A 20,425-nucleotide genomic window follows, 5' to 3' on the forward strand; every position below is an offset into this window, starting at 1 on the left:
ATTTCATATATGCATTCTTTCTGATGCTTTTTCGATCAGATATTGTTGTTGTTTTTCTTTTTTGTTTTTTTTTTTGAGCGTCTCGTGGGCTCGGAGATGTGTATAAGAGACAGGGATGACGGCGTGCACCTGATCGTCGGCGGCGGCACGGCCGACGGCGGCGGCCAGGCCGGCGCGGACGGTGTCCCCGAGGCCGTTGACCGGCGGGTTGGTGAGGCGGATGACGGCGGCACCGCCGCGGACCTCGTACCGCACGGTCGGTGACGGCTGGTCGAAATGCTGCGACGTACTCATGGACCCTTCCTCGATGCTGATGGCGGGCGTTGTGATCTACGCCGATATCTCCTCTCATCGTGTCCGATGCCGCGGCGGCGGGGTGTTCCGCTTTGGAACACCCCGAGGGCCGCGGTGTGACACATCCTGGGAATACCGCGCCAGATAACCAATCGGCGCCTCGAGAGCGGCTGGAATGTGTGCGCTGAGGCACTGGTGCACCGCCCCGCACGCTTCGACCGATCCCGCCGGTCGGCCCATCATCAGGAGATTGACGTGACCTCAACCGTGAACAGTGATCCGACAACGCAGTTGGACGACGACGACTTCCGCGACATCCTGGCCCACACCCGGACCTTCGTACGGAACGCGGTGCTTCCACGAGAGCAGGAGATCGACGAGGCCGACGCGATCCCCGCCGATATCCGGGCCGCGGCCAAGGACATGGGGTTGTTCGGGTTCGCCATCCCCCAGGAATGGGGCGGTCTCGGCATGAACCTCGCGCAGGACGTCGAGCTGGCGATGGAATTGGGATACACCACCCTCGCCCTGCGCTCGATGTTCGGAACCAACAACGGCATCGCCGGGCAGGTGCTGGTCAACTACGGCACCGACGAGCAGAAGACGACCTGGCTCGAGGGCATCGCGTCCGGCGACGTGGTCGCCTCGTTCGCCCTCACCGAGGCCGGCGCCGGCTCCAACCCGGCCGGGCTGCGCACCAAGGCGGTGCGCGACGGCGACGACTGGCTCATCACCGGCGAGAAACGGTTCATCACCAACGCGCTGATCGCGGACCTGTTCGTGGTGTTCGCCCGCACCCGGCCCGCCGACGGTGACGGCCCCGGCATCGCCGTGTTCCTGGTCCCGGCCGACACACCCGGGGTCCAGGTGGGGAGCAAGGACCGCAAGATGGGGCACGCGGGATCGACCACCGCCACGGTCCACCTCGACGACGTGCGGGTGCCGTCCGCGGCGCTAGTCGGCGGCAGCGAGGACGTCGGCTACCGCGCGGCGATGACATCGCTGGCCCGCGGCCGGGTGCACGTCGCGGCGCTGGCGGTCGGACAGGCGCAGCGTGCGCTCGACGAGTCCGTCGCCTACGCGGCGACCGCGACCCAGGGCGGCACCGCGATCGGTGACTTCCAGCTGGTGCAGGCGATGCTCGCCGACCAGCAGACCGGCGTCATGGCCGGGCGGGCGCTGGTCCGCGACGCCGCCCGCGCCTGGGTCGAGGACACCGACCGGCGGATCGCCCCCTCGGTCGCGAAGCTGTACTGCACCGAGATGGTCGGCAAGGTCGCCGACCTGGCCGTGCAGATTCACGGCGGCAGCGGATACATGCGCGAGGTCGCGGTCGAGCGCATTTACCGGGATGTCCGGCTGCTGCGCCTGTACGAGGGCACCAGCGAGATCCAGCGGCTGATCATCGGCGGCGGCCTGGTCAAGCAGGCGGTCCGCAACGCGGCGGGCGGCCCGCGGTGAGCGGACTGCGCCTGGAAGATCACTCCACCCGCAGGAAAACCGTCAGTGCCGACTCCGGCGACTGGTGGGCGCACGCCGCGTGCCGTGGCGCCGACCTGGCCGTGTTCTTCTCACCTGACGATGAGCGCGGCCACGCCCGCGACCGGCGCGAGGCGCAGGCGCGGCGGATTTGCCGGCCCTGCCCCGTGCTTGCGCAGTGCCGCGATCACGCGCTCGCGGTGGGTGAACCCTACGGCGTCTGGGGTGGCATGACCGAAGGGGACCGACGCACCCACCGCCGCCGATTCCGCCGCGGTGAGCGTCGACCGCTCGAATCCCTGCGCACGCGAACCGTTGCCGACGTCCCGCGGATGCGACGGTCTGCACTGGCTCTTCCTTAGCCGCCTTTCATCCGCACACCGGGAGGGGCGGCGAGGGGTCACCCCTCCCGGTGATGGCACGCCGATCCGGAAACCAGCGCCTGCCGCTGGACCAAAGAGCCCTCTGTCCAAATCGACTGGCCGACAGGCAAACAATGCTGCATTTCCGACACAAGATGGGCTCCACAGGCCATCACCCCTGTCGGACATCGCCGGTGTCCTAGCTGGGAGGAGCAGGGCGACGGAAAGAAGCCTCCGCTAGACATACCAAGCACTTGCGTTGTATATTTAGCAGGTAAGCCAGATACATCCACCACCAAGGAGCCCCCCATGGTCGCCACTACCACCACCAACAAGACCGCTGCCGCCCCGATCACCGAGGCCACCACCACAACGAGCGCAACCCCCGCCGCCCCGATCACCGAGGCCACCAACAAGGCCGGCGACCAGCTCGTTTCCGTCGTCAAGCAGGGACAGAAGGTCGCCCTGGATGTCGCGGAGGCGCTCGCGAAGCTGACCCCCTCCATCCCGACCCCCGTACTGCTCAAGATCGAGGACGCTCCGGAACTGCTGCCCGATTTTCAGGCCCTCACGACCTCCGGCTTCGACGTGGCCATCGAACTGCTGACGGCTCAGCGCGACTTCGCCGCCAACCTTGCGGCTGCCCTCACCCCAGCAAAGGCAGCCTGACCGAGTAGGTTCGACGGCATCCGCCGCCTCGATCACCCAGGGACGACAATGCCGACAGATCCAGATGACAGCACCACCCACTTGGGGGACTTCATCAGGGCGCAGCGACAGATGGCCAATCTGTCGCTGCGCCAGCTTTCCGCAATGACTGCGGTTTCCAACCCATACCTCAGTCAGATCGAGCGCGGCATGCACGAGCCGTCCGTTCGGATCCTCAAGTCGATCGCCGGCGCACTCAATCTTTCCGCGGAGGCCCTGCTCGAACAGGCCGGATTGCTCGATGAATCCGTGGGGGCCGATGATGACGCCACCGAGGCCGCGTTGCGCGCCGACCGACGGCTCTCCGAGTCGCAGAAACGCGCGCTGATCTCGGTATATCGCAGCTACATCGAAGCGAACGAAACCGGTATGTGACTCCGCCTCCCACCATCCGGGCCTGCCACCGTTGACTGTCCGCGCGTCGCGGGTTCCACGTCCGAAGGCTCGATGATCATCACGGGCTCGTCGCCCACACTCACGAGCATCCGGTCGTCCGAGGCGTCGGCCGTGGTCGACGGTGCGGCGGCCGATCACTGCCGGCCATCGGGCGTAGGGCAGGACGAGCAGTCCGGCGATATGGTCTTCCGGCTCGACGGTGTCGTCGTGCCGGCCAGCGGCCTGCTGCAACCGGGGCTCGGGAGCGCATCCTCGCGGCACAGTGCAGACGATCGACCCGTCACATTCGTCGGCACGGAACGCCCATCCACGGCTGCGGAGTCGCACCGAAGCTCTGTCTCGGCTGTCGCGAACGCCGCCATCCAGCACGGTCGGCGCGACCACCCGCGACGAACTGCCGGTGACCTTAGGTTGCCGACGTAGTTGAGCGACAATGCAATTGCACTCGATCAGCGCGAGAGGCACTGGGACGACGACGATCGAGGTCGTCGACGGCTATCAGGCGTGGCGTCGCGGTCGGTGGACAACCCTCGCCGCATCGGACAACACATGGTTCCGGAGTGGCTGCGTTCAAGCTGCTGTACGGGTGGGCCGCGACAGGCGGACACGGCGACCGCACCGTAGGTTCAGCGAATCTGCGGGCTCCGTGGCACGAACCCCGAGGGTCGATCTCCACCACAACAAGGTTGCATCCTTGGGGTTCACAGTGAATCGCTGATGTCGCACTCGAGGACCCGGGAGAATGCCAAGGGCTGCAAATACGTTGTCCGACAATGCCTCTCTCGCGTCAGTGCTGCGGCTCAGTGCCGCGGCGCAACCCGAGGGCGTGGTAGCTATTTAGCTGAAATTTAGCTTGCAAGCAAGCACTTCCGGGATGTACGTTGGTCTTACCGTCGCGTTGCGCTCCACGCACGTGGCCCACCGAGAGGCGGTCATCCAAGTGCAGGACAAGACACCAAGCGCTTCGACGCTGGAAGAGACGCAGTTCATGGAGACCGCGGGGCTGCGTATCCGCTACCGAGTCCGAGGCGACGGGCCGCCCCTGCTGATGATCAACGGCATCGGCCTCCCTGTGGAGTTCTGGCGACCACTCGAGGACCGGCTCGGGCAATTTCAGACCATCACAGTCGACCCGCCAGGGTCCGGGCATTCCTCGGTCCCCCGAGGCCGCTTCGGCCTCCGCAAGCACGCGGGCGTCATGGACAAACTCCTCGAGCACCTCGGGATCGCGTCGGCCGACGTGCTCGGCCTGTCGTTCGGCGGGATGGTGGCGCAGGAACTGGCACGCCGGAGTCCCAGGCGCGTCGACAAGCTTGTGCTTGCCTCCACGACCTGCGGTCTGGGGGGCATGCCCATCCCGCCGATGGCGATGGCCGCCGTCTTCAACCCACTGAGCTTCTACTCCCCCGCGTATTTCCGAAAGATCGCCCCGTTCATCTACGGAGAACGGATCGTCGAGGATCCCGCACTTTTCGACGAGCACATCGAGATCCGACGGGACTGCCCGTCGTCGTTGCGAGGCCATTTCGCCCAGCTCCGCGCGGCATCCGAGTGGACCAGTCGACCATGGTTGCGTCACCTGCAGATGCCCGTGCTTGTGATCGCGGGGAGCGACGATCAGCTCGTACCGACCGTCAACGGCCGGATCATCGCCAAGGCCGTCCCTCATGGCCGCCTGGAGATCATCGACGGGGGCAGCCACCTGTGCGTGCTCCAGGAGACCACCCGGGCGGCGCAGCTCATCGGGGACTTCCTCGACAAGGACTGAGACATAGGTGCATGACGGTTCGATGTGCGCGCTGGCTACGCTTCACGCGCAGGGTCCGACTCCCCCGCCCTGCAGGAAGCCGCCTCACTCACTCGGCAATGGACGAGCTGCGCCTGGTCCACGGCTTTCGGCCGCGCGTTCAGCCCTGAACGTGTCAGTAAACTTACCTGTATGAGAAGACCGTCGGCACAGCTCGGGGAGATCATCCGACGGCAGCGAGAATTCAACCAATTCACCCTGCGGCAGTTCGCCGAGATGGCCGGGATCTCGAATCCGTACCTCTCGCAGATCGAGCGCGGACTGCGTGCCCCATCGGAGGCCGTCATCGAGGCCATCGCGCGTTCCCTGAAAATCAACGCTGACATTCTCTACGAGCAGGCCGGCATTCCTGCCGGCGACGGCGACGACGCGCGGGCAAGAGTCGAAGCCGCCCTCGAGGCCGACCCGGCCCTCGCACCTCGACAGCGACGGGCCCTGATGGAGATCTACGACGCCATGGTGATGGCGGGTCCGGTTCCTCGCCCGCGCCGCCGCAGTTAGTCCTCGCCCCGTCGTGATGCCCGCGCCTGAAACGATCACGGCAGTGGGATCACGGCCGGCTCTTCAGTTCTCCTCCGGTGGCACCACGCGTGGGTGATGCTGCCCCAACGCAGTTCGCCATCGGACTCAGGGAGAGACTTCCGGCGATGTAACGACGGTGGAGGTCGTGCGGTCGGGCGCACAGGTCCTCACGCGCGGGTCGCGGGTCCGACCTCGACGGCTCGGGCGTGGGCGACGATCTCGTCGATCAACTGCGGCCAAAGTTTCCGGGGCAGGTTGTGGCCCATGCCCGCAACCACGACCAGACGGGCTCCCGGGACCGCGTCGGCCGTCGCCAGACCGCCGTCCACCTGAACCAACGGGTCGTCTTCGCCGTGGATCACCAGCGTCGGGACCGTCGACTCGCGTAGCCCCGGAGTGCGGTCCGGTGAGACCGCTATCGCCGCGTACTGCCGCGCCACACCGGCGGGGTCGTGGCCGCGGTTGAAGGCGCGTCGGGCGATGTCGGCGACGCGATGCTCGTCGAGCGGGTACCCGGGTGAGCCGATCACCCGGTACACCGTCAGGGCGCGTTCGGCGGCCGTGTCCGGATCGGTCGGCGGCGGCAGGAACAACGCCGCCTGCGCCTCCGGCCGCGCCTGTCCCACCTGCCGTGAGGGAGTGGACATGATCGAGGTCAGACTCCGGACCCTGTGCGGGTGGCGGATCGCGAGCTGCTGGGCGATCATGCCGCCCATCGACGCGCCGACAATGTGCGCGGACTCGAGACCCAGCGCGTCGAGCAGACCGGCGGTGTCGTCGGCCATGTCCACCAGCGTGTACGGCGCCGCCGGGGCGTCCTGCCCGCCAAGCAACGCCATCACGTTCGGGACCCCGCCCTCGTGAAGGTGGGTGGACAACCCGATGTCGCGGTTGTCGAAGCGGATCACCTGGAAGCCGCGGTCGGCGAGCTGGTCGCAGAACCGTTCGTCCCAGCCGAGCATCTGGGTGGCGAGCCCCGAGATCACAAGCAGGGGTGGGTTGTCGGCGTCTCCGAAGGTCTCATACGCCAATTCCAGCTCGCCGACGGCGACCCGACCGATCCGATCAGCCATCGGTGTTCCTCACGCGGTTCTCGGTCATACCGACGGCTGTTCGAGGAGGTGAGCCGGGACGCCGATTTCGCGTTTGACGATCTTGCCGGTGGGGCCCTTGGGCAGCTTGTCGGCAATCCAGACGTGCCGCGGGTATTTGTACGCGGCGACCCGGGTCTTGACGTAGCCGCGCAGCTCGTCAGGAGTTGCCTGGGCGCCGGGTCGCAGCGTGATCGCGGCGGCGACCTCCTCGCCGTGGGTGGGATGGGGCACCCCGATCACTGCGACCTCGCGCACCGCGGGGTGTTCGTAGAGCACTTCCTCGATTTCGCGGGGATAGATGTTGTACCCACCCCGGATGATGATGTCCTTCTTGCGGTCGACGATGAAGTAGAAGCCGTCGTCGTCGCAGGTGGCCATGTCTCCCGTATGGAACCAGCCGTCGACGATCGCGGCGGCGGTGGCCTCGGGCCGCTTCCAGTAGCCCTTCATCACGTTGTGACCGCGGATGACGATCTCCCCGACCGCACCGGGCGGGGTGTCGGTGCCGTCCCGGTTGACCAGCTTCAATTCGACACCGTCGATCGGCAGTCCGATCGACCCGGGCTTGGAATGCCCGATCCGGTTGAACGTGGCGGTCGGAGATGTCTCGGACAGGCCGTAGCCTTCGAGAATCGGTGCGCCGAAGGCCCCCTGGAAGCCGTTCAGTACTTCGATCGGCAACGCTGCACCACCCGAGACACACATCCGCAGACTGGATGTGTCCGCCTCTCGCAAATCGGTGTGAAGCAGGCCCACGTACATCGTGGGGACGCCGGCGAAGACGGTCACCCGGTGACGTTCGATGAGCTGCACTACCGCTTCGGCCTCGAATCGCGGAACCAGCGACACGCTCGCGCCGGCCGCGATGGAGGCGTTCAGCACGTTGCTCTGCCCGAATGCGTGAAAGAACGGAAGACAACCCACCACCACGTCGTCATGGGAGAAGTCGAACATGTCCATGAAGGTGGTGGTGTTGCGGTACAGATTCGCGTGGGTGAGCTCTGCACCTTTCGGAGTGCCGGTCGTTCCCGAGGTGTAGAGGATGACCGCGGTGTCGGCGTCGTCCCGGGCCGTGACCGCCGGCGAGGACGGCCAGTCGGCGGTGGCAGCGAGAGTTTCGCCGTCGATGACCACCAGGTCGGTGCCGGTCGCTGCGGCCGCGGACTCGGCCTCGGCAGCGACGGTGCGCCACACCAGCGCCAGCGCGGCGCCGGAATCGCGGAGGTGGTGCTCGATCTCGCGTGATTTGAGGAGCGGATTCATCGGCACCACTGTCGCGCCGACCCGCAACAGTCCGTAGTAGAGAACCGGGAACGCCACGACGTTCGGCAGGGCGATCCCGACCCGGTCTCCGGGTTCGATGCCGCGGTCCCGTAACCAACCTGCCGCGCGTGCGGTCAGTCCATCGAGTTCGGCGTAGGTGACGACGATGTCGTCGAGGCGGATCGCCGGCCGGTCGGGATGGCGGCGCGCGGACTCGGTCAGGATGTGGGCGAGGTTGGTCATGATGATCGACTTTCGGGTGCTGGGTAGGCCATGCGTAGTAGTGACGGGGGCTGGAACGGTGTCCATCGGTCGGCGGGTTGGGCGAGACGATCCGCGACCGCCCACAGCGCCGCGGGGTGACTGGCGATGCCAAGGTGGCTGGCGAGCACGGCGATGTTCTCGGTGCGGGGTCCGGGCTCGTCCAGGCAGGTCCGCCAGGCGACGATCCCGTCGAGTGGGGTGTAGATCGACGTTGCGGGGACCGGAAGCGGCCCTGCGCCACGTTCGAGCGGCAGATCCAGGGGCTCGATGTGCTGGTGGGAGTAGCGATGAAACAGGTGGTTGGCGCGGCTTTGGTCGTGCCGGGCCAGCCGGATCGGGCTGCCCAGGGTGATGACCTGTCGAACTGCCTGCGGGGTGCGGCGGGCAAGTTGGCGCGCGTAGATGCCGCCGAGACTCCAGCCGATGAGCGTGACCGGCTGCTGGTAGCGGTTGGTCAAGTAATCGAGCCGTGCCCGCATGCCGTGCACCGCTTTACTCGTGGGACCGATGTTGCGGCCGAGCCGCCACCCGTAGGTCCGGTATCCGAGTCCCCGCAGGACGGTATGCATTGGGGCGGTGGAGGTATCGGTCCCGTTCAACCTGGGGAGCACGAGGACAGGGTGGTGGTCGCCGCGCGGAAGTGTGGCCAGTAGCGGTGCCGTGTAGGCCAGGAGTGCGCAGTCGATGGCCGCGCGCGCGGGGTCGGTGAAATAGAGCAGGTCGTCCGGCGCTGCGGTGCCTCGCTGCAGCGTGCTGGTCACTGCGCGCTTCCTTCCAGGCCCAGTTCCGCACTGACACCGATGGTGTCCATGGACGCCCAGGTGGCGTCGACGAAGTGAGCGAGCATGATCAGGTCGCGTAGGTTGCCCTGGCGGTCGCGGATGTGGTCGCGCAGCAGCGCCTCACCCTCGAAGCCCAGCGAACCGAACATCGCCAGCGCGTGTTCCTGGTCGGCGGCGAGTTCGACGACGACTTTGCGACGACCTGCGCGGACCGCGTCGGTGAGTGCGTGGCGGGCCAACGTGCCCCCGATGCCGGCCCGTCGGTGGGCCGAATCGACAACGAGTCGCAGTTCGCCGACGTGGTCGGACCAGCTGGGCAGCGGGCGCACCGCGGTGAATCCGACGACCGCGGTGTCGTCGAGCGCGACCCAGTGCGCCGGGCGGTCGGCCCAGCCGCGTACCGCGTCCGGCTCGGTGACGTCCTCTCTCATAAGCGTGAGGTCTTCGGCGGGGAGTCGGCCGAAGAATTCGATCAGGGCGTCGGTGTGTTCCCGGCTCAACGCGACGATAGTCATTCCTGTGTCTCACTTCGCTGGATGAGGAAATCGATGATCGTGGGGATGGTGGTCTTGGCCGCGGTTCGACCGACGAGCAACCCGACGTGCCCGCCATCGAGGCGCGCCTCGTGTTTGTCGGGCGAGCCGATCAGGTCGATCAGCGGGGCGGCGGAGGCCTCCGGCACGATGTGGTCACGGTTGCCCAGCACGGTCAGAAACGGCACCGTGATGTCGGCGAGATGCACACGGTCGCCCCCGACGACCAGGGTGTCGTTGACGATGGCGTTGTCCCGCGTCATCTGCGCGAGCTGCCGGGCAACACCGCCGGGCAACGGAATGTGGTCGGTGGCCCATCCGATCATCGCCTGGTGCGCTGCGACGTAGTCATCGCTCCACAGCCGTTCCCACAGGTCGACGTACTGAGTAACCTGCGATGTCGGTTTCAGGACTTGGAAGCCCTGGTAGATGACCTGCGGCGGCACATTACCGTCGGCGTCGAGCACCTTCTCGACATCCAGTCCACCGCCACCGACCACACTGGTCAGCGGCCCCAGTTGCTGCAGGTCGACCGGGGTGGTCATCACGGTCAGGCTCCGCAACGGCGCATCGAGATGGTGGGCGGCGTAGAGCAGGGCGAGGACGCTACCGAAGCAGTAGCCGAGCATATTGATCTGCTCGGTGCCGGCAAGATGCCGCACCCGTTCGACCGCCGCGGGCAGATAGTCGTCGACGTAGTCCTCCAACCGGTTGGCGGCGTCGCGTTCGTCGGGAACACCCCAATCCAGTAGGTAGACATCGAATCCGGCCGCGAGCAGCCGTTCAACGAAACTGTTACCCGGCTGCAGATCCAGAATGTAGCTGCGGGAGAACAGACTGAACACGATCAACAGTGGCGGCGACACACGCACGTTGTCGTTGCGGTAGCGCCACAACTCGGACCGGCCGTGTCGCCACACCACATCCTTCGGGGTCTGGCCGACCTCCGGCCGCGACAGGCCCGCCGCCATGCGAATACCGTTGCGCGCCCGCAGCGCAGTGCGTTCCACCTCCCGGCCCACCCGGTCGATGATGCTCGCCGAATTTGGTTCCGTCGTCACCGCCGATCACTCTCCATGGGGGTGGTCCCGGCGCTGTTCGAGTTGCAGCGACAGTCGCCGCACATCCCGGTCCAGCGCCCCGATCTGTGTCCGGAGCCGTTGCACATCGGTGCCCGCCGGCAAATTGACCAGATGCCACACGCGCGAGGCGACACCGTTCACGCCACCGCCCACCGCACGCCGGAGACCGAAAATCGCGGCGGACACTGAGGCGAACTGGCCGCTGTACACCAGCGCCTCCGCCCGCGGCGCCACCACACGCTCCGCGGCGTCATACGGCCTACGCCATACCGGCTTTCCTGTCATCGATTCAGCCCGCTGTGCATCAGGCCCTCATCCGGACTGACGGCCGTAGCCCCGGTGCCGCCTCCGATGAGATGGTCCAGCAGGGCATTCGCGGTCTCCGGGTACTGCGGGATCTGGTCCCCGGTGACCGGGTCGATGGTGGTGTGCACACCCATGGGTGGTTCTCCTGTGTGGCGATGAAAGGGACTCAGGCCGCGATCTCGTCGGCCGATGTCAGCTCGAAGCCGCGGTAGTCGTTGGCGGTGACGTCGGTCAGGACGCCGCGGTAGTTGCCGAGCCCGCCCAGGTAGAACAGGACGCTGGGCTCCTTGCCCGGAACGTTCGCGCCGAAGATCCACGAATTCCCCTTCGTGAACAGTGTGGCGTTCGCGATCTCCGTGCAAGTCGCGGTCCATTCGGCCTCGGCCTCCGGCGTGGGCTCGATCGCACGCAGTCCGGTGCGCTCGGCATAACCGATCGTGTCGCTGATCCACTCGACCTGGGTCTCGATGCTCGGCGGCAGGTTCGTGAACGGGCCGTTGGGGCCAAGGACCATGAACCAGTTGGGGAAGTTCGCGGTGGAGATGCCCAGGTAGCTGGTGGGCTGTCCGTTCCAGTGGTCGTTGATGTGCAGACCGTCGCGGCCGCGGATCTCCATCCGGCGGTAGTTGCCATCCACGGCATCGAAGCCGGTGGCGAAGACGAGCACGTCGAGCTCGTGCAGGACCCCGTCCTCGGTGATCACACCCTTGGCGGTGACCTCGCGGATCGGGTTCTCCTTGATGGCAACGGCCTCGACGTTCGGCCGGTTGAAGACCTGGTGGTAGCCGGCGTCGCACAGTGGGCGCTTGGCGAACAGGCCGGTCGGGGTCAGTATGCGGGCGGTTTCCGGGTCGTCGATGATCTCGGCGATCTTGGACCGGATGAAGGACGCGGCGGTCTCGTTGGCGTCCTCGTCGGTGGCGAGGTCGCCGAAGGTGGCGAACATGAAGCGGAAACCGCCGCCGTGCTGCCAGGCTTCCTCGTAGACGCGGTTGCGCTCCTGCTCGGAGACGCTCATCGCCGGCACGGTGGACTCCTCGAATCCGAAGGCCACCGCGGATTTCTTGGCCTGGTCCCAGATGCGGTCGTAATCGGCCTTGATCGCGTCGATCTGCTGCGTGGTGACGGGGCGGTTGCCGACCGGGACGGAGTACTGCGGGGTGCGGACGAATACGGTGAGGTGCTCGACCTCCGGTGCCAGGGCCGTGATGACCTGCTGGCCGGTGGAACCGGTGCCGATCACCCCCACCCGGCGGCCCGCGAGGCTCTTGCCCTCGGGCCAGGCGGCGGTGTGGATGGTCTCGCCCTCGAAGGTGTCCAGGCCGGGCAGGTTGGGGAAGTTGATGGCGGAGAGCAGTCCGACGGCGTTGATCACGTAGGTAGCCCGGTACACGTCACCGGCGCCGGTGGTCACCTCCCACACTCCCTCGTCGTCCAGGTAGATCGCGGAGGTGACCTCGGTGCCGAACCGGAAGTGGCGGCGCAGGTCGAAACGGTCGACGACGCCCTCGAGGTACTCGAGGATCTCGGGCTGGGTGATGTATGTGCTCTTCCAGGTGCCGTCCTGCAGCAGGTCGCGGTCGAAGGAGAAGCGGTAAAGGTGACTCTCCGTGTCGGAGAGGGCGCCCGGGTACCGGTTCCAGTACCAGGTGCCGCCGGGACCGTCTGCCTTGTCGAAACCGACCGTGGTGAGGCCGAGTTCGTGGTGCAGCTTGTGGACGGCGTAGATGCCGCCGAAGCCGGCGCCGATGACAACGGCGTCAACGGTGCGCAAAGAGGTCTGGGCAGACATGGCGAACTCCTGTGTCGTTCAGATGCAGAGGAAGAAGATCCGGGGAAAGAGAGGGATGTGGCGGCACCACGCGAGCGGCACCACCACGGGTGTTACTTGTCGGTTTCGGACCAGGTCGGTTGATGCCTCATCCGTGTCCTGTGTCCTATCTTCCGCGGCAGCCTCGATGTGATGGCCGCCACGGCGTCTAGATCAAAGATAGAAGAAGGTTCCAACACCCCTGCGTTCCAATGTGAAACACCTTTCGCCAACTTTGGGACCGAGAAGGGCGCTCCAAGGCCTGTTGGCCTGGCGTTGACCATGGCCTCCCGGTCTACGTCCTGGTCCTCGCTGACCCGCAACAAACAACCGAGCGCGAGACCTCAATCCTGGTATCGGCCGCACCACCCTGTACCGCGAGATTGCCGGTCCTGAAAATTGATGCCGCGGAACGAATGATCGCTGCCGGTCCGTGACCTCGGGCAATCCGGCTATCCCTGTGAGACGGCCCCGCCGTCCGAGCCTCGATCCGCGAACAGCCCCCACGGTCCACCGCGGGGGCTGTTCATCAGGGAGCCGTGACGGACTAACTCATCGTTGCGTCTGCAGGCCGTTTGGAAAGGTCGGAATGTTCAGGCGAGCTCAATTGACCGGTCAGCTCTGCAGTTCTCGGACCGCCGAGCAATTCTGCGGGAGTCTTCGACGTCTCGCGCATTCCGACAACCGCGATCGCACCGATTCCGGTGGCAATCGCACCGAAGAACGCCACCGGAAGCCAGCCCGACGGGCCCGTGCTGAGGAGCAGGGCGGCGATCAGCGGAGCGAATCCTGCAAGGAGGTTACCGAGCTGGTTGCTGACGGCCATTCCCGTGAATCGGACGGGTGCGGGGAATTGCTCGGCGAAGAACGACGTCCACACGCCGTTATAGCAGCTGAAGAACACTGACATGTTGACGAACGCGAAGATCGCGATCAGCAGGATATTCGTTGTGGAGATCGCCCACAGGTACGCGAAGATACTGAGCGCACCGCCGACGGCACCGATCAGCATCGTTCGCTTCCGGCCGATCACGTCGGAGAGGTAGCCGGCTGCAGGGATGGTGATAATCGACAACGCTATTGCCCCGGAGATGATGGCGAGCATCGCGCCACGATCCACCCCGACCGACGTGGCATACGACAGGCTGAACACGGCGAACAAGGTTTGCATCGACGCCATCAGCGATGCTCCGGCGACACGGATCACGTCGCGCCAGTGATACTTGATCACGTCGTTCAGTGGCCGCTTCCGGACTTCGCTTCCCTCTTTCGCTTCGGTAAACGCCGGAGTTTCGTCCAAGTGACTCCGCACGTAATAGGTGATGACGACGACCACGGCGCTGAGCCAGAAGGGAATTCGCCAGCCCCAGGTGTAGAGCGCGTCGTGGGGCAGCATCGCGACCGGGAGAAACACGACGGTGGCCAGTGAGCAGCCGACCGCGTAGCCGACCATCACGAAACTGGTGAAGAATCCCCGGCGTCCGACCGGGGAATGCTCCACGGTCAACGTCGACGCTCCCGCCGATTCGGCTCCGGCGGAGAACCCTTGAACGACGCGGAGAGCGACGAGGAGTACCGGTGCGAGAAGGCCCAGCTGCTCATATGTCGGAAGGCACCCGATGGCAAAGGACGCGACGCCCATCATCACGACGGTGGCCAGCATGACGCGTTTACGGCCGAGCCGGTCGCCGAAGTGTCCCATCACCACCGCGCCGACAGGACGGGCCACGTACCCCACCGCGAAGGTGGCGAATGATGCGATGAGCGCAACCGTAGGGTTGCCAGCCGGAAAGAACAGCACGTTGAAGACCAGAGCGGCCGCGGCGCCGTACACGAAGAAGTCGTAGTACTCCAGCGCACTGCCGAGGAGCGCCGCTGTCGCCGCACGGCGGGGAGTCATCGCAGGCGGCGACGATGCTGTACTTGTCATTTGATTCTCCTGGAAAGGGTGGTAGCAGAGCAAAGGGTCCGCGGGCGTTGTGACCCTCGGCAGCGGCGGAGCGACAATGTGATGGCCGCCACGGTGCGTGAATCAAAGGTAAAGGCATGTTCCAGCCCACTTGTGTTCCAATGTGAAACAACCCTGCACTCCCCCTTTCATTTCCCCTTTCCTGCACTCCCTTTCCTGCACTCCCTTCCCTGCAGTCCCTTCGGATTGCTCTTCCGAAGTTCACCGATCGGCGTCCGCCCCGCCTCGCGGAGGTGGCGTCGTCGCGGTGGGCGAGTTCGGCGTCGGCTCCAATGCCGAAGGGAGCGCGAGCGTGCCCGCAGCGACCGGAATCAGGTGTGATTGAAGGCCCCGCTTACGTGTGATTACCGGATAGTCAGTTCGTGGAGCTGACAAGGCCCGCATCATTGCTCGCCATAGGTGAACACCCCAGAGGCTTCGGAAGCTTCGATGAGTCCACGCCGATGGCGAATCCGCTGGTTCCGCCGCCGTAGCCGCGCCACTGGCTGAGCACGTCCGGTTTCTTCGAGAACGAGGTCGTGTAGCAGTGAATGTGGTGCTCGTAGTCTCGGTCGGCGATCCGGTCGATGCAGTCACAGAGAGCGCGAAAGAACTTTACCTTGTCCGTAGGGTTGGCGATCTCGTGCGGTTCGGTCGGACCGTAGTTGATTGCCTCCAATTTCTCGGCGTAGTCCACGATGGCTTGTTTGAGGAACTGCAACCCGTGGATGAGTTCCTGGTGGTCGTTGAGGTATTCGATTGCAGTTGCCCGGAATACCGCCTGGAAATCGGATCCTGAAACGGTGAACCCGTCGGACGACGTGATCGTGACATCCCCGGTCTCTGCATTGTCCGGCGGAGAGGGCGTCACTTCATTGCCGAGGATTCCAAGGAGGCCCGCGGCGGTCGTGTAGTGCCACAAGGTGTCAGGCAGTTTGGTGGGGTTGCTCTTCGATGCCATGGCTCTGCTCACCGCGTCAGGTTGACGACGCAGGTGTCGAGAGCCTGGACAATTTCGTCACCGGGGGAGATCTGCAGAGGGGCGGTGCTGGCCTTGGGCCAGGTGGTGGTGTTACGGGCGCCGCCGGTCGACGAGTAGACGGCGCCGTTCGCGATCACCCACACATCGGAGCGGTTCTTCATCTTGCCGGTCGTATCGACAGTGGTGCCGCCGAGGAACGTGTACGGGCCGGAGTCGATCACTGTGCCGTTGATGAGCGAAAGGCCGGACGCGGAGAACCCCGACTCGACGAGGGACACGAGCGTTTCGTTCGCCGGCGCGCAGCGCGGGTCGGAAGCCGGAACAGCGGGTCGCGGCGCCGGCGCCGGGGCCTGTGTTGTGGTCGGTGCGGCCGCGGCCGGTGGAGTGGCCGACGAGGGTGCCGCCGACGTCGTTGTAAGCCGTGTCGTGGTGACCTGTGTCGTTGTAGCGGTCGTTGTCGCCGCCGCAGCCGCCGGCTTGTCGTCCTTCTTGTCACCCCACCGAAGACCGTACCGAGAATCCCCATGACCACCAGCACCGCCGCCAGAATCAGCAGGACCTTCCCCACCCCGCCCTTCTTTCGTGGAGTGGGTGTCTGGGACGGCTTCGGCTGAGTCTGCTCGGTCCACCGTGTCCCGTCCCAGTAGCGCAGCAAGTTCGCATCTGCCGGGTCCTGGAGCCATCCGGGCGGGGTGTCGGAGCGGTCACTGTGGGAGTTCTCCTCGATCTGTGCTGTGGCCCCCCGACCTGTCAGGCGCCGGTGGGTCCTCCGTGACCCTCGAGATTCGGGAAACGGTTGCGGATTCTCCGTGGATTGTTACACCTTCACCGCCGCGCTACGTCCGGTGACCTCCTTCTGCCCACAGCGTGTAAATCGCGCGAATGACACCAGGCGACAATGCCTTTCGGTCGAGTGGCGTACACCATCCGTCGATGATCCAGGGCGGCGGCCTGGCGGAGGTTCAATGGGTGGGGCTATAACGACGCGGCCGCTGGCGGACTGCTACTTCCGCTACCCGTCGGGTGTGCCGACACTGCCCTCCGGAGTTCCAGCTTGTTTCTGCCTCCACACTTCCTGAATGCCATCGAGCGTCATTGGGATTTGCACCACGGTATCCAGGTTGCTGAGGTCCGTTGCGAGAGATGACGTCTGTATCGCGTTCTCGACCGGCACAATAAACTCTGTTCTCGTGACCGCGACCGTCCGGTCGAAGGGGTCGCCGGGGAGCACGAGATGCTCTAGCTCGACGAGTTGCTGGATGAAGCTGAGCGTCGCGATCGTGTTGATCATTAGCTGGGCGACGAGGGGGACCGCGGCCTTGTACCGTTCCTCGACCCCCTGTTCCTCGGTCCGCGCGATTCGCTCTGGATCCGCGTGCACGACGTCGCCGTAGATCCACGCGAAGCCAAGCGCGACATCGGAGATAGAACTCCTATTTGTGACGACCGCGTAGGCCCTGACGTGTGAGCGCCCCTCCTCGATGTTGCCCCACTCTGCTTTGAGAGTATCGAGACCTTCGTTGATTCGCGGGAGGTCACGACCATGCAGGAGATATCCGAGGGCGGCCAGGACCTTTGAGTAGTGGACTGCTTCGGATTTGAGGATGAGCGGGCGCACGCGGGCCGCGGCTGACTCGACTGACTCCTCTGGGGGGACAGACCAATTCAGATGTGTTCGCCCATCGCCGTCCGTTGTCACGCCCAGTGTCACTTCTGCGAGCCCTATCAGGGCGTGAGGATCCGCGGCTAGAGAGTGAGCTGCTACCCGGCGGGCCCGAATTACGAACGCTGAGATCGTCGCGGTATGACGTGCGACGAGCTCTTCGTGGTCAGCCAACCAGTCCCTCCGATTGTCGAATCCCTGCGGCTTGACCGTTGTTCCGGTGCATGGGAGCCATCTACCCGGCCGACCCTCGGCCAGACCGTTCGGCGCAGTGCGTAGTGCGTAGTGCGGGGTCGCAGGAGAGTAAAGCGTGCCGTATCCCTGGGCAGATCGCCTCGACGGTACGGGCGGGATGCGGCCGTTGAGCGCGCCGAGGACAACGTCGACCTCGCGGGCAACCTGCGTGTCTCCGGGTGACCAGTCGAGTTCGCGATCCTAGTAGAAGTCCTGGCCGAGGGGCGGGTGGAAGACGAATCGGCGGGGGTTCGGGACGTAGGCGTAGTCGCCGGGTTCTCGATGTCGACGTAGGCCAGCCACTGGTCCTGGCCGTGGTCGCCGAGATAGAAGGGCTCATTGTGCGTCCATTCCTTGAGTCGTCTTGAGGAGTACCTTCTGCGGACCGTCGCAGAAAGTGTTCGACTCGAGTGAGTCGGACCTCGGGTATAGCCTGGATGCAGAACGCCGGGCCTCTCGGCAAAGAATCCCGACGTTCTGCGTGTTCCTAGCCTGGGAACATAGGTAGCAGTTCAAGCGCGGTCCTGGTCAGCATGGCGATTGCAGTGATCACCTGAAGCCATTCGACCAGGACCGACCGCATGCTAGGCGTGGGCGGACCTGTCAATTCCCCTCCCCTCGGTATGGTTCCTCCTGCACGATGGTGTGCAGCAGGTTCCCCAAGAGTAGGGCTGCTGACCGACAGAAATCACTTGTTGTGGCGCAGAACCGGCTGTCGCCGGGACGAATTCATGCCCAGCCCCCGATACTCCTCGTGGCGCCCGCAGCCCGCCCGTTACGGCCAACCCGAACATCCGTGACCGATGTCCGAACTCTGCACGGATAGAAATCAGGTCGGATCCCACGGCGATCGTTCGAGGCTGTTGAGCTCATCGAGAACCTGATCGACGGCCGTGGTCGGGATACGGAAGTCATCGCCCTCCGAAGCCCGGAGACGATCGCGTACGTAGGCGAGCATGGCGAGTTCACGCTCAAGGTCTGCTGCGGTTCGGTCGCTCACGGTCTCATCCTGCCGTGCGGTGGGCGGTGATCTGATCTGTTGCCGCCCGGCGACGGCGGGACGAAGGCATCCACACGTCCATCGCGGCGTTCGATGTCGCGGCGAGCAGTGGTTCGCCGCCGTGGCCGGGTTCGCCGTCGTGGTCCTCGTGCACATCCTCGACGCCGAGACGGGTGGGCCACGAGATCTGCCGCCCGCGGAGCCCGCCGAATGGGCGCGTTCGATCTTCTCGACCATCGCTCAGTCATCACACCGATGCGGACCAATCGGGCACCGCCGCGGTTACATGGCCCACGCCCGCGAATCGGCCCCGGACTACGGCTGCTGGACCGTGTGCTCGGGTACTGACACTCGGTGAGTGGTATATTCCGGGTGAAGCCACCCCATCGAGGTGGGGCTGGAAGTGAGCCACAGGATTACTCGCCGGACGACGAGGCCTGTGGCTCGCGTCGTTTCCGGGTCAAATCTGTCGCAGGTCGACCGCACCTGAGAGTTTTGCCAGGTAGCTGGGATTCCCGACCCGGGATTGGACCACCGCGCCGCACACGATGTCCGCGACCCAGAGCGCCGGCTCGACCATGCCGACGGCGTGGTTCACCCGCAGCGATGAGGTGATCACCTTCTGGGCTCGGAACTTCTGCAGGATGTCGACGTCGCTTGCGTCCAGGTGGCTGCGGGATTCGAGTGTGATGTGGCTGCACGGCATCTCGGCCAGGTTGGGGAGCAGATACTCCAGGCATTTTCTGCGGTGGCGCCGGTCGGAGACCGCGGCTTCGGTGTGAATGACGACAAGACCTGCCAGCAGGAGCCCCGCGACTGCATCGACCAGATCGTGCCGGCGGTCGGCGCTGCTGCCGTGCCAATGGACCTTTTTCTCCGTCGTGAGACGAAGAGATTCCATCGTTTTGCGGACTTCCGGGACATCGTCCTCGTCGCACAACGCTACCGCGATCAGGTACGTGTCGGGATCGCGGTCGGGCTGCGATCCGCTCTCATCGCCCCAGGCAGTCAGCATGGGTGAAAAGTCTAGGGAGTCATCCCGACACCGATCACCGGAGTCCCGGCTCAGGGCGAACTCTGTGCCACCTGACCCTGTCTGTGGTGCGGTGTGTTGCGTTGACGCCGTCGCCTGTTCGTCCCGTTGCCGGTCTGCGCGGCGAGCGTCCCTGTGGCCAGCACCGTCTTGAGTTCGCGTGCCCGCAGGCGACAACTCGTCGAACGCATGCGCCCGCACCCCGCAGGAGCGTAATGCGTCCACGGTGTCCGGGTCGTCGTCGACGAATGCCGACAACCACGACCCGACAGCCCGACAGTGACCGGCCTTGACCTCGACCGCCGGTCGGACATCATTGCGAGAGCGGCACAACAGCGCGCGACTGGGTGGAAATCCGTTATGCCCGAGCCATATCCGGGTCTGCTCCGCGTAGGGAGACGGGCCGGGTCGTGGAATAGACAACCACCAATCCCAGACCGGCCACCGCCTCCACCAGATCTCGACCCGTCGATGACCGCCGCCTGCCCGACATTGTCGAAGAACCGCTGCCACGCCCGTCGGCGGCTCCCGTCCGAGTCGCCGGTCAGGAGGTGGGTGAATGCCGACAGGTCCGCCAGGCCGCCGTCGATGTCGAACATCACCACCCGCTCGCTACCGCTCACCTGCCCGACCCTAGCCACCACGACTCGCACATCGCCCAGCATTACACCGTCTACGAGCCGTGCCTGCAGTGGCTCCATCTGGACCTAGTGGTGTGTCTCTGATTTAGCTGATCTTTTCGAGTGCGACGCGGCCGCGGGCGACCTTGGCGAGGATGGATTCGGCGGTCGCGGTCCATTCGTAGGGTCGGGGGTTTTCGTTGTGGGCGTCGAGGTATTCCTCGATCGAGGCGATGAGGTGCG

Annotated in this window: 21 protein-coding genes and 2 pseudogenes; 7 read left to right on the plus strand and 16 right to left on the minus strand. The window is 65.3% G+C overall.

Annotation, left to right across the window (positions count from 1 at the left end; translation table 11 throughout):
- Positions 1-3: 3 nt before the first annotated feature.
- Positions 4-294, minus strand: coding sequence for a hypothetical protein (locus G9373_RS46015; protein ID WP_206033566.1), 291 nt, complete (start codon positions 292-294; stop codon positions 4-6).
- 255 nt (positions 295-549) lie between these two features.
- On the opposite strand from G9373_RS46015, the gene G9373_RS40435 reads away from it, so the two are divergent.
- The 6 genes from G9373_RS40435 (at position 550) to G9373_RS40460 (ending at position 5,547) form a co-directional block, all read left to right on the plus strand.
- A complete protein-coding gene (locus G9373_RS40435; RefSeq protein WP_346842909.1) occupies positions 550-1,755 on the plus strand; it encodes an acyl-CoA dehydrogenase family protein in 1,206 nt (401 codons plus the stop codon).
- Entirely contained in the window at positions 1,752-2,135 is a 384-nt protein-coding gene (locus G9373_RS40440) for a WhiB family transcriptional regulator (protein WP_346842910.1), read from the plus strand. The genes G9373_RS40435 and G9373_RS40440 overlap by 4 nt, the downstream gene beginning before the upstream one ends.
- Before the next feature lie 309 nt (positions 2,136-2,444).
- Positions 2,445-2,804, plus strand: coding sequence for a hypothetical protein (locus tag G9373_RS40445; protein WP_167120562.1), 360 nt, complete (start codon positions 2,445-2,447; stop codon positions 2,802-2,804).
- Between the two features lie 48 nt (positions 2,805-2,852).
- Positions 2,853-3,218 carry a helix-turn-helix transcriptional regulator gene (locus tag G9373_RS40450; protein WP_167120564.1) on the plus strand — a complete coding sequence of 122 codons (366 nt, stop codon included), beginning with the start codon at positions 2,853-2,855 and terminating at the stop codon, positions 3,216-3,218.
- A gap of 895 nt (positions 3,219-4,113) precedes the next feature.
- Positions 4,114-5,007 carry an alpha/beta hydrolase gene (locus G9373_RS40455; RefSeq protein ID WP_167120566.1) on the plus strand — a complete coding sequence of 298 codons (894 nt, stop codon included), beginning with the start codon at positions 4,114-4,116 and terminating at the stop codon, positions 5,005-5,007.
- A gap of 171 nt (positions 5,008-5,178) precedes the next feature.
- Positions 5,179-5,547, plus strand: coding sequence for a helix-turn-helix domain-containing protein (locus G9373_RS40460; protein WP_167120568.1), 369 nt, complete (start codon positions 5,179-5,181; stop codon positions 5,545-5,547).
- Positions 5,548-5,735: 188 nt separating this feature from the next.
- Here the strand turns inward: G9373_RS40460 and G9373_RS40465 are convergent, their stop codons facing one another.
- From G9373_RS40465 to G9373_RS40525, 13 genes are all read right to left on the minus strand, one after another.
- Positions 5,736-6,641 carry an alpha/beta fold hydrolase gene (locus G9373_RS40465; RefSeq protein ID WP_167120570.1) on the minus strand — a complete coding sequence of 302 codons (906 nt, stop codon included), beginning with the start codon at positions 6,639-6,641 and terminating at the stop codon, positions 5,736-5,738.
- A 24-nt stretch (positions 6,642-6,665) separates the two neighbouring features.
- Positions 6,666-8,168 (minus strand): long-chain fatty acid--CoA ligase, encoded by a 1,503-nt coding sequence (locus tag G9373_RS40470; RefSeq protein ID WP_167120572.1) that lies wholly within the window; start codon positions 8,166-8,168, stop codon positions 6,666-6,668.
- Complete coding sequence (locus G9373_RS40475; protein ID WP_167120574.1) at positions 8,165-8,950, minus strand: alpha/beta fold hydrolase; 786 nt, start codon at positions 8,948-8,950, stop codon at positions 8,165-8,167. Before G9373_RS40475 ends, G9373_RS40470 begins: the two co-directional genes overlap by 4 nt.
- Positions 8,947-9,486 carry a GNAT family N-acetyltransferase gene (locus G9373_RS40480; protein WP_167120576.1) on the minus strand — a complete coding sequence of 180 codons (540 nt, stop codon included), beginning with the start codon at positions 9,484-9,486 and terminating at the stop codon, positions 8,947-8,949. Before G9373_RS40480 ends, G9373_RS40475 begins: the two co-directional genes overlap by 4 nt.
- Positions 9,483-10,565 carry an alpha/beta fold hydrolase gene (locus G9373_RS40485; RefSeq protein ID WP_346842911.1) on the minus strand — a complete coding sequence of 361 codons (1,083 nt, stop codon included), beginning with the start codon at positions 10,563-10,565 and terminating at the stop codon, positions 9,483-9,485. Before G9373_RS40485 ends, G9373_RS40480 begins: the two co-directional genes overlap by 4 nt.
- A gap of 6 nt (positions 10,566-10,571) precedes the next feature.
- Positions 10,572-10,871: a hypothetical protein gene (locus G9373_RS40490; RefSeq protein WP_063819601.1), complete on the minus strand. Its 300-nt coding sequence runs from the start codon at positions 10,869-10,871 to the stop codon at positions 10,572-10,574.
- Positions 10,868-11,026: a hypothetical protein gene (locus G9373_RS40495; protein WP_167120560.1), complete on the minus strand. Its 159-nt coding sequence runs from the start codon at positions 11,024-11,026 to the stop codon at positions 10,868-10,870. Before G9373_RS40495 ends, G9373_RS40490 begins: the two co-directional genes overlap by 4 nt.
- A 32-nt stretch (positions 11,027-11,058) precedes the next feature.
- Complete coding sequence (locus G9373_RS40500) at positions 11,059-12,684, minus strand: NAD(P)/FAD-dependent oxidoreductase (protein ID WP_167120578.1); 1,626 nt, start codon at positions 12,682-12,684, stop codon at positions 11,059-11,061.
- Positions 12,685-13,249: 565 nt separating this feature from the next.
- Positions 13,250-14,632 carry an MFS transporter gene (locus G9373_RS40505; protein ID WP_240961012.1) on the minus strand — a complete coding sequence of 461 codons (1,383 nt, stop codon included), beginning with the start codon at positions 14,630-14,632 and terminating at the stop codon, positions 13,250-13,252.
- A gap of 394 nt (positions 14,633-15,026) precedes the next feature.
- Positions 15,027-15,623, minus strand: a complete 597-nt coding sequence (locus tag G9373_RS40510; RefSeq protein WP_167120579.1) for a DUF2971 domain-containing protein — start codon at positions 15,621-15,623, stop codon at positions 15,027-15,029.
- Positions 15,620-15,910: a hypothetical protein gene (locus G9373_RS47180; protein WP_240961014.1), complete on the minus strand. Its 291-nt coding sequence runs from the start codon at positions 15,908-15,910 to the stop codon at positions 15,620-15,622. Before G9373_RS47180 ends, G9373_RS40510 begins: the two co-directional genes overlap by 4 nt.
- Positions 15,911-16,644: 734 nt before the next feature.
- Positions 16,645-17,469, minus strand: a complete 825-nt coding sequence (locus G9373_RS40520; protein ID WP_167120581.1) for a hypothetical protein — start codon at positions 17,467-17,469, stop codon at positions 16,645-16,647.
- 889 nt (positions 17,470-18,358) lie between these two features.
- Entirely contained in the window at positions 18,359-18,529 is a 171-nt protein-coding gene (locus G9373_RS40525; RefSeq protein ID WP_167120583.1) for a hypothetical protein, read from the minus strand.
- Positions 18,530-18,597: 68 nt separating this feature from the next.
- Between G9373_RS40525 and G9373_RS47190 the strand changes: the two are divergent.
- Positions 18,598-18,782, plus strand: a pseudogene (locus tag G9373_RS47190) (hypothetical protein); the annotation flags it as partial.
- 207 nt (positions 18,783-18,989) lie between these two features.
- On the opposite strand, the gene G9373_RS40535 reads toward G9373_RS47190, so the two are convergent.
- Complete coding sequence (locus G9373_RS40535) at positions 18,990-19,544, minus strand: hypothetical protein (protein ID WP_167120587.1); 555 nt, start codon at positions 19,542-19,544, stop codon at positions 18,990-18,992.
- A 744-nt stretch (positions 19,545-20,288) separates the two neighbouring features.
- A pseudogene (locus G9373_RS40540) lies at positions 20,289-20,425 on the minus strand (IS630 family transposase); the annotation flags it as partial.

The organism is Rhodococcus sp. A14 (genome assembly GCF_011603105.1).
GTDB classification, from domain to species: domain Bacteria; phylum Actinomycetota; class Actinomycetes; order Mycobacteriales; family Mycobacteriaceae; genus Rhodococcus_F; species Rhodococcus_F opacus.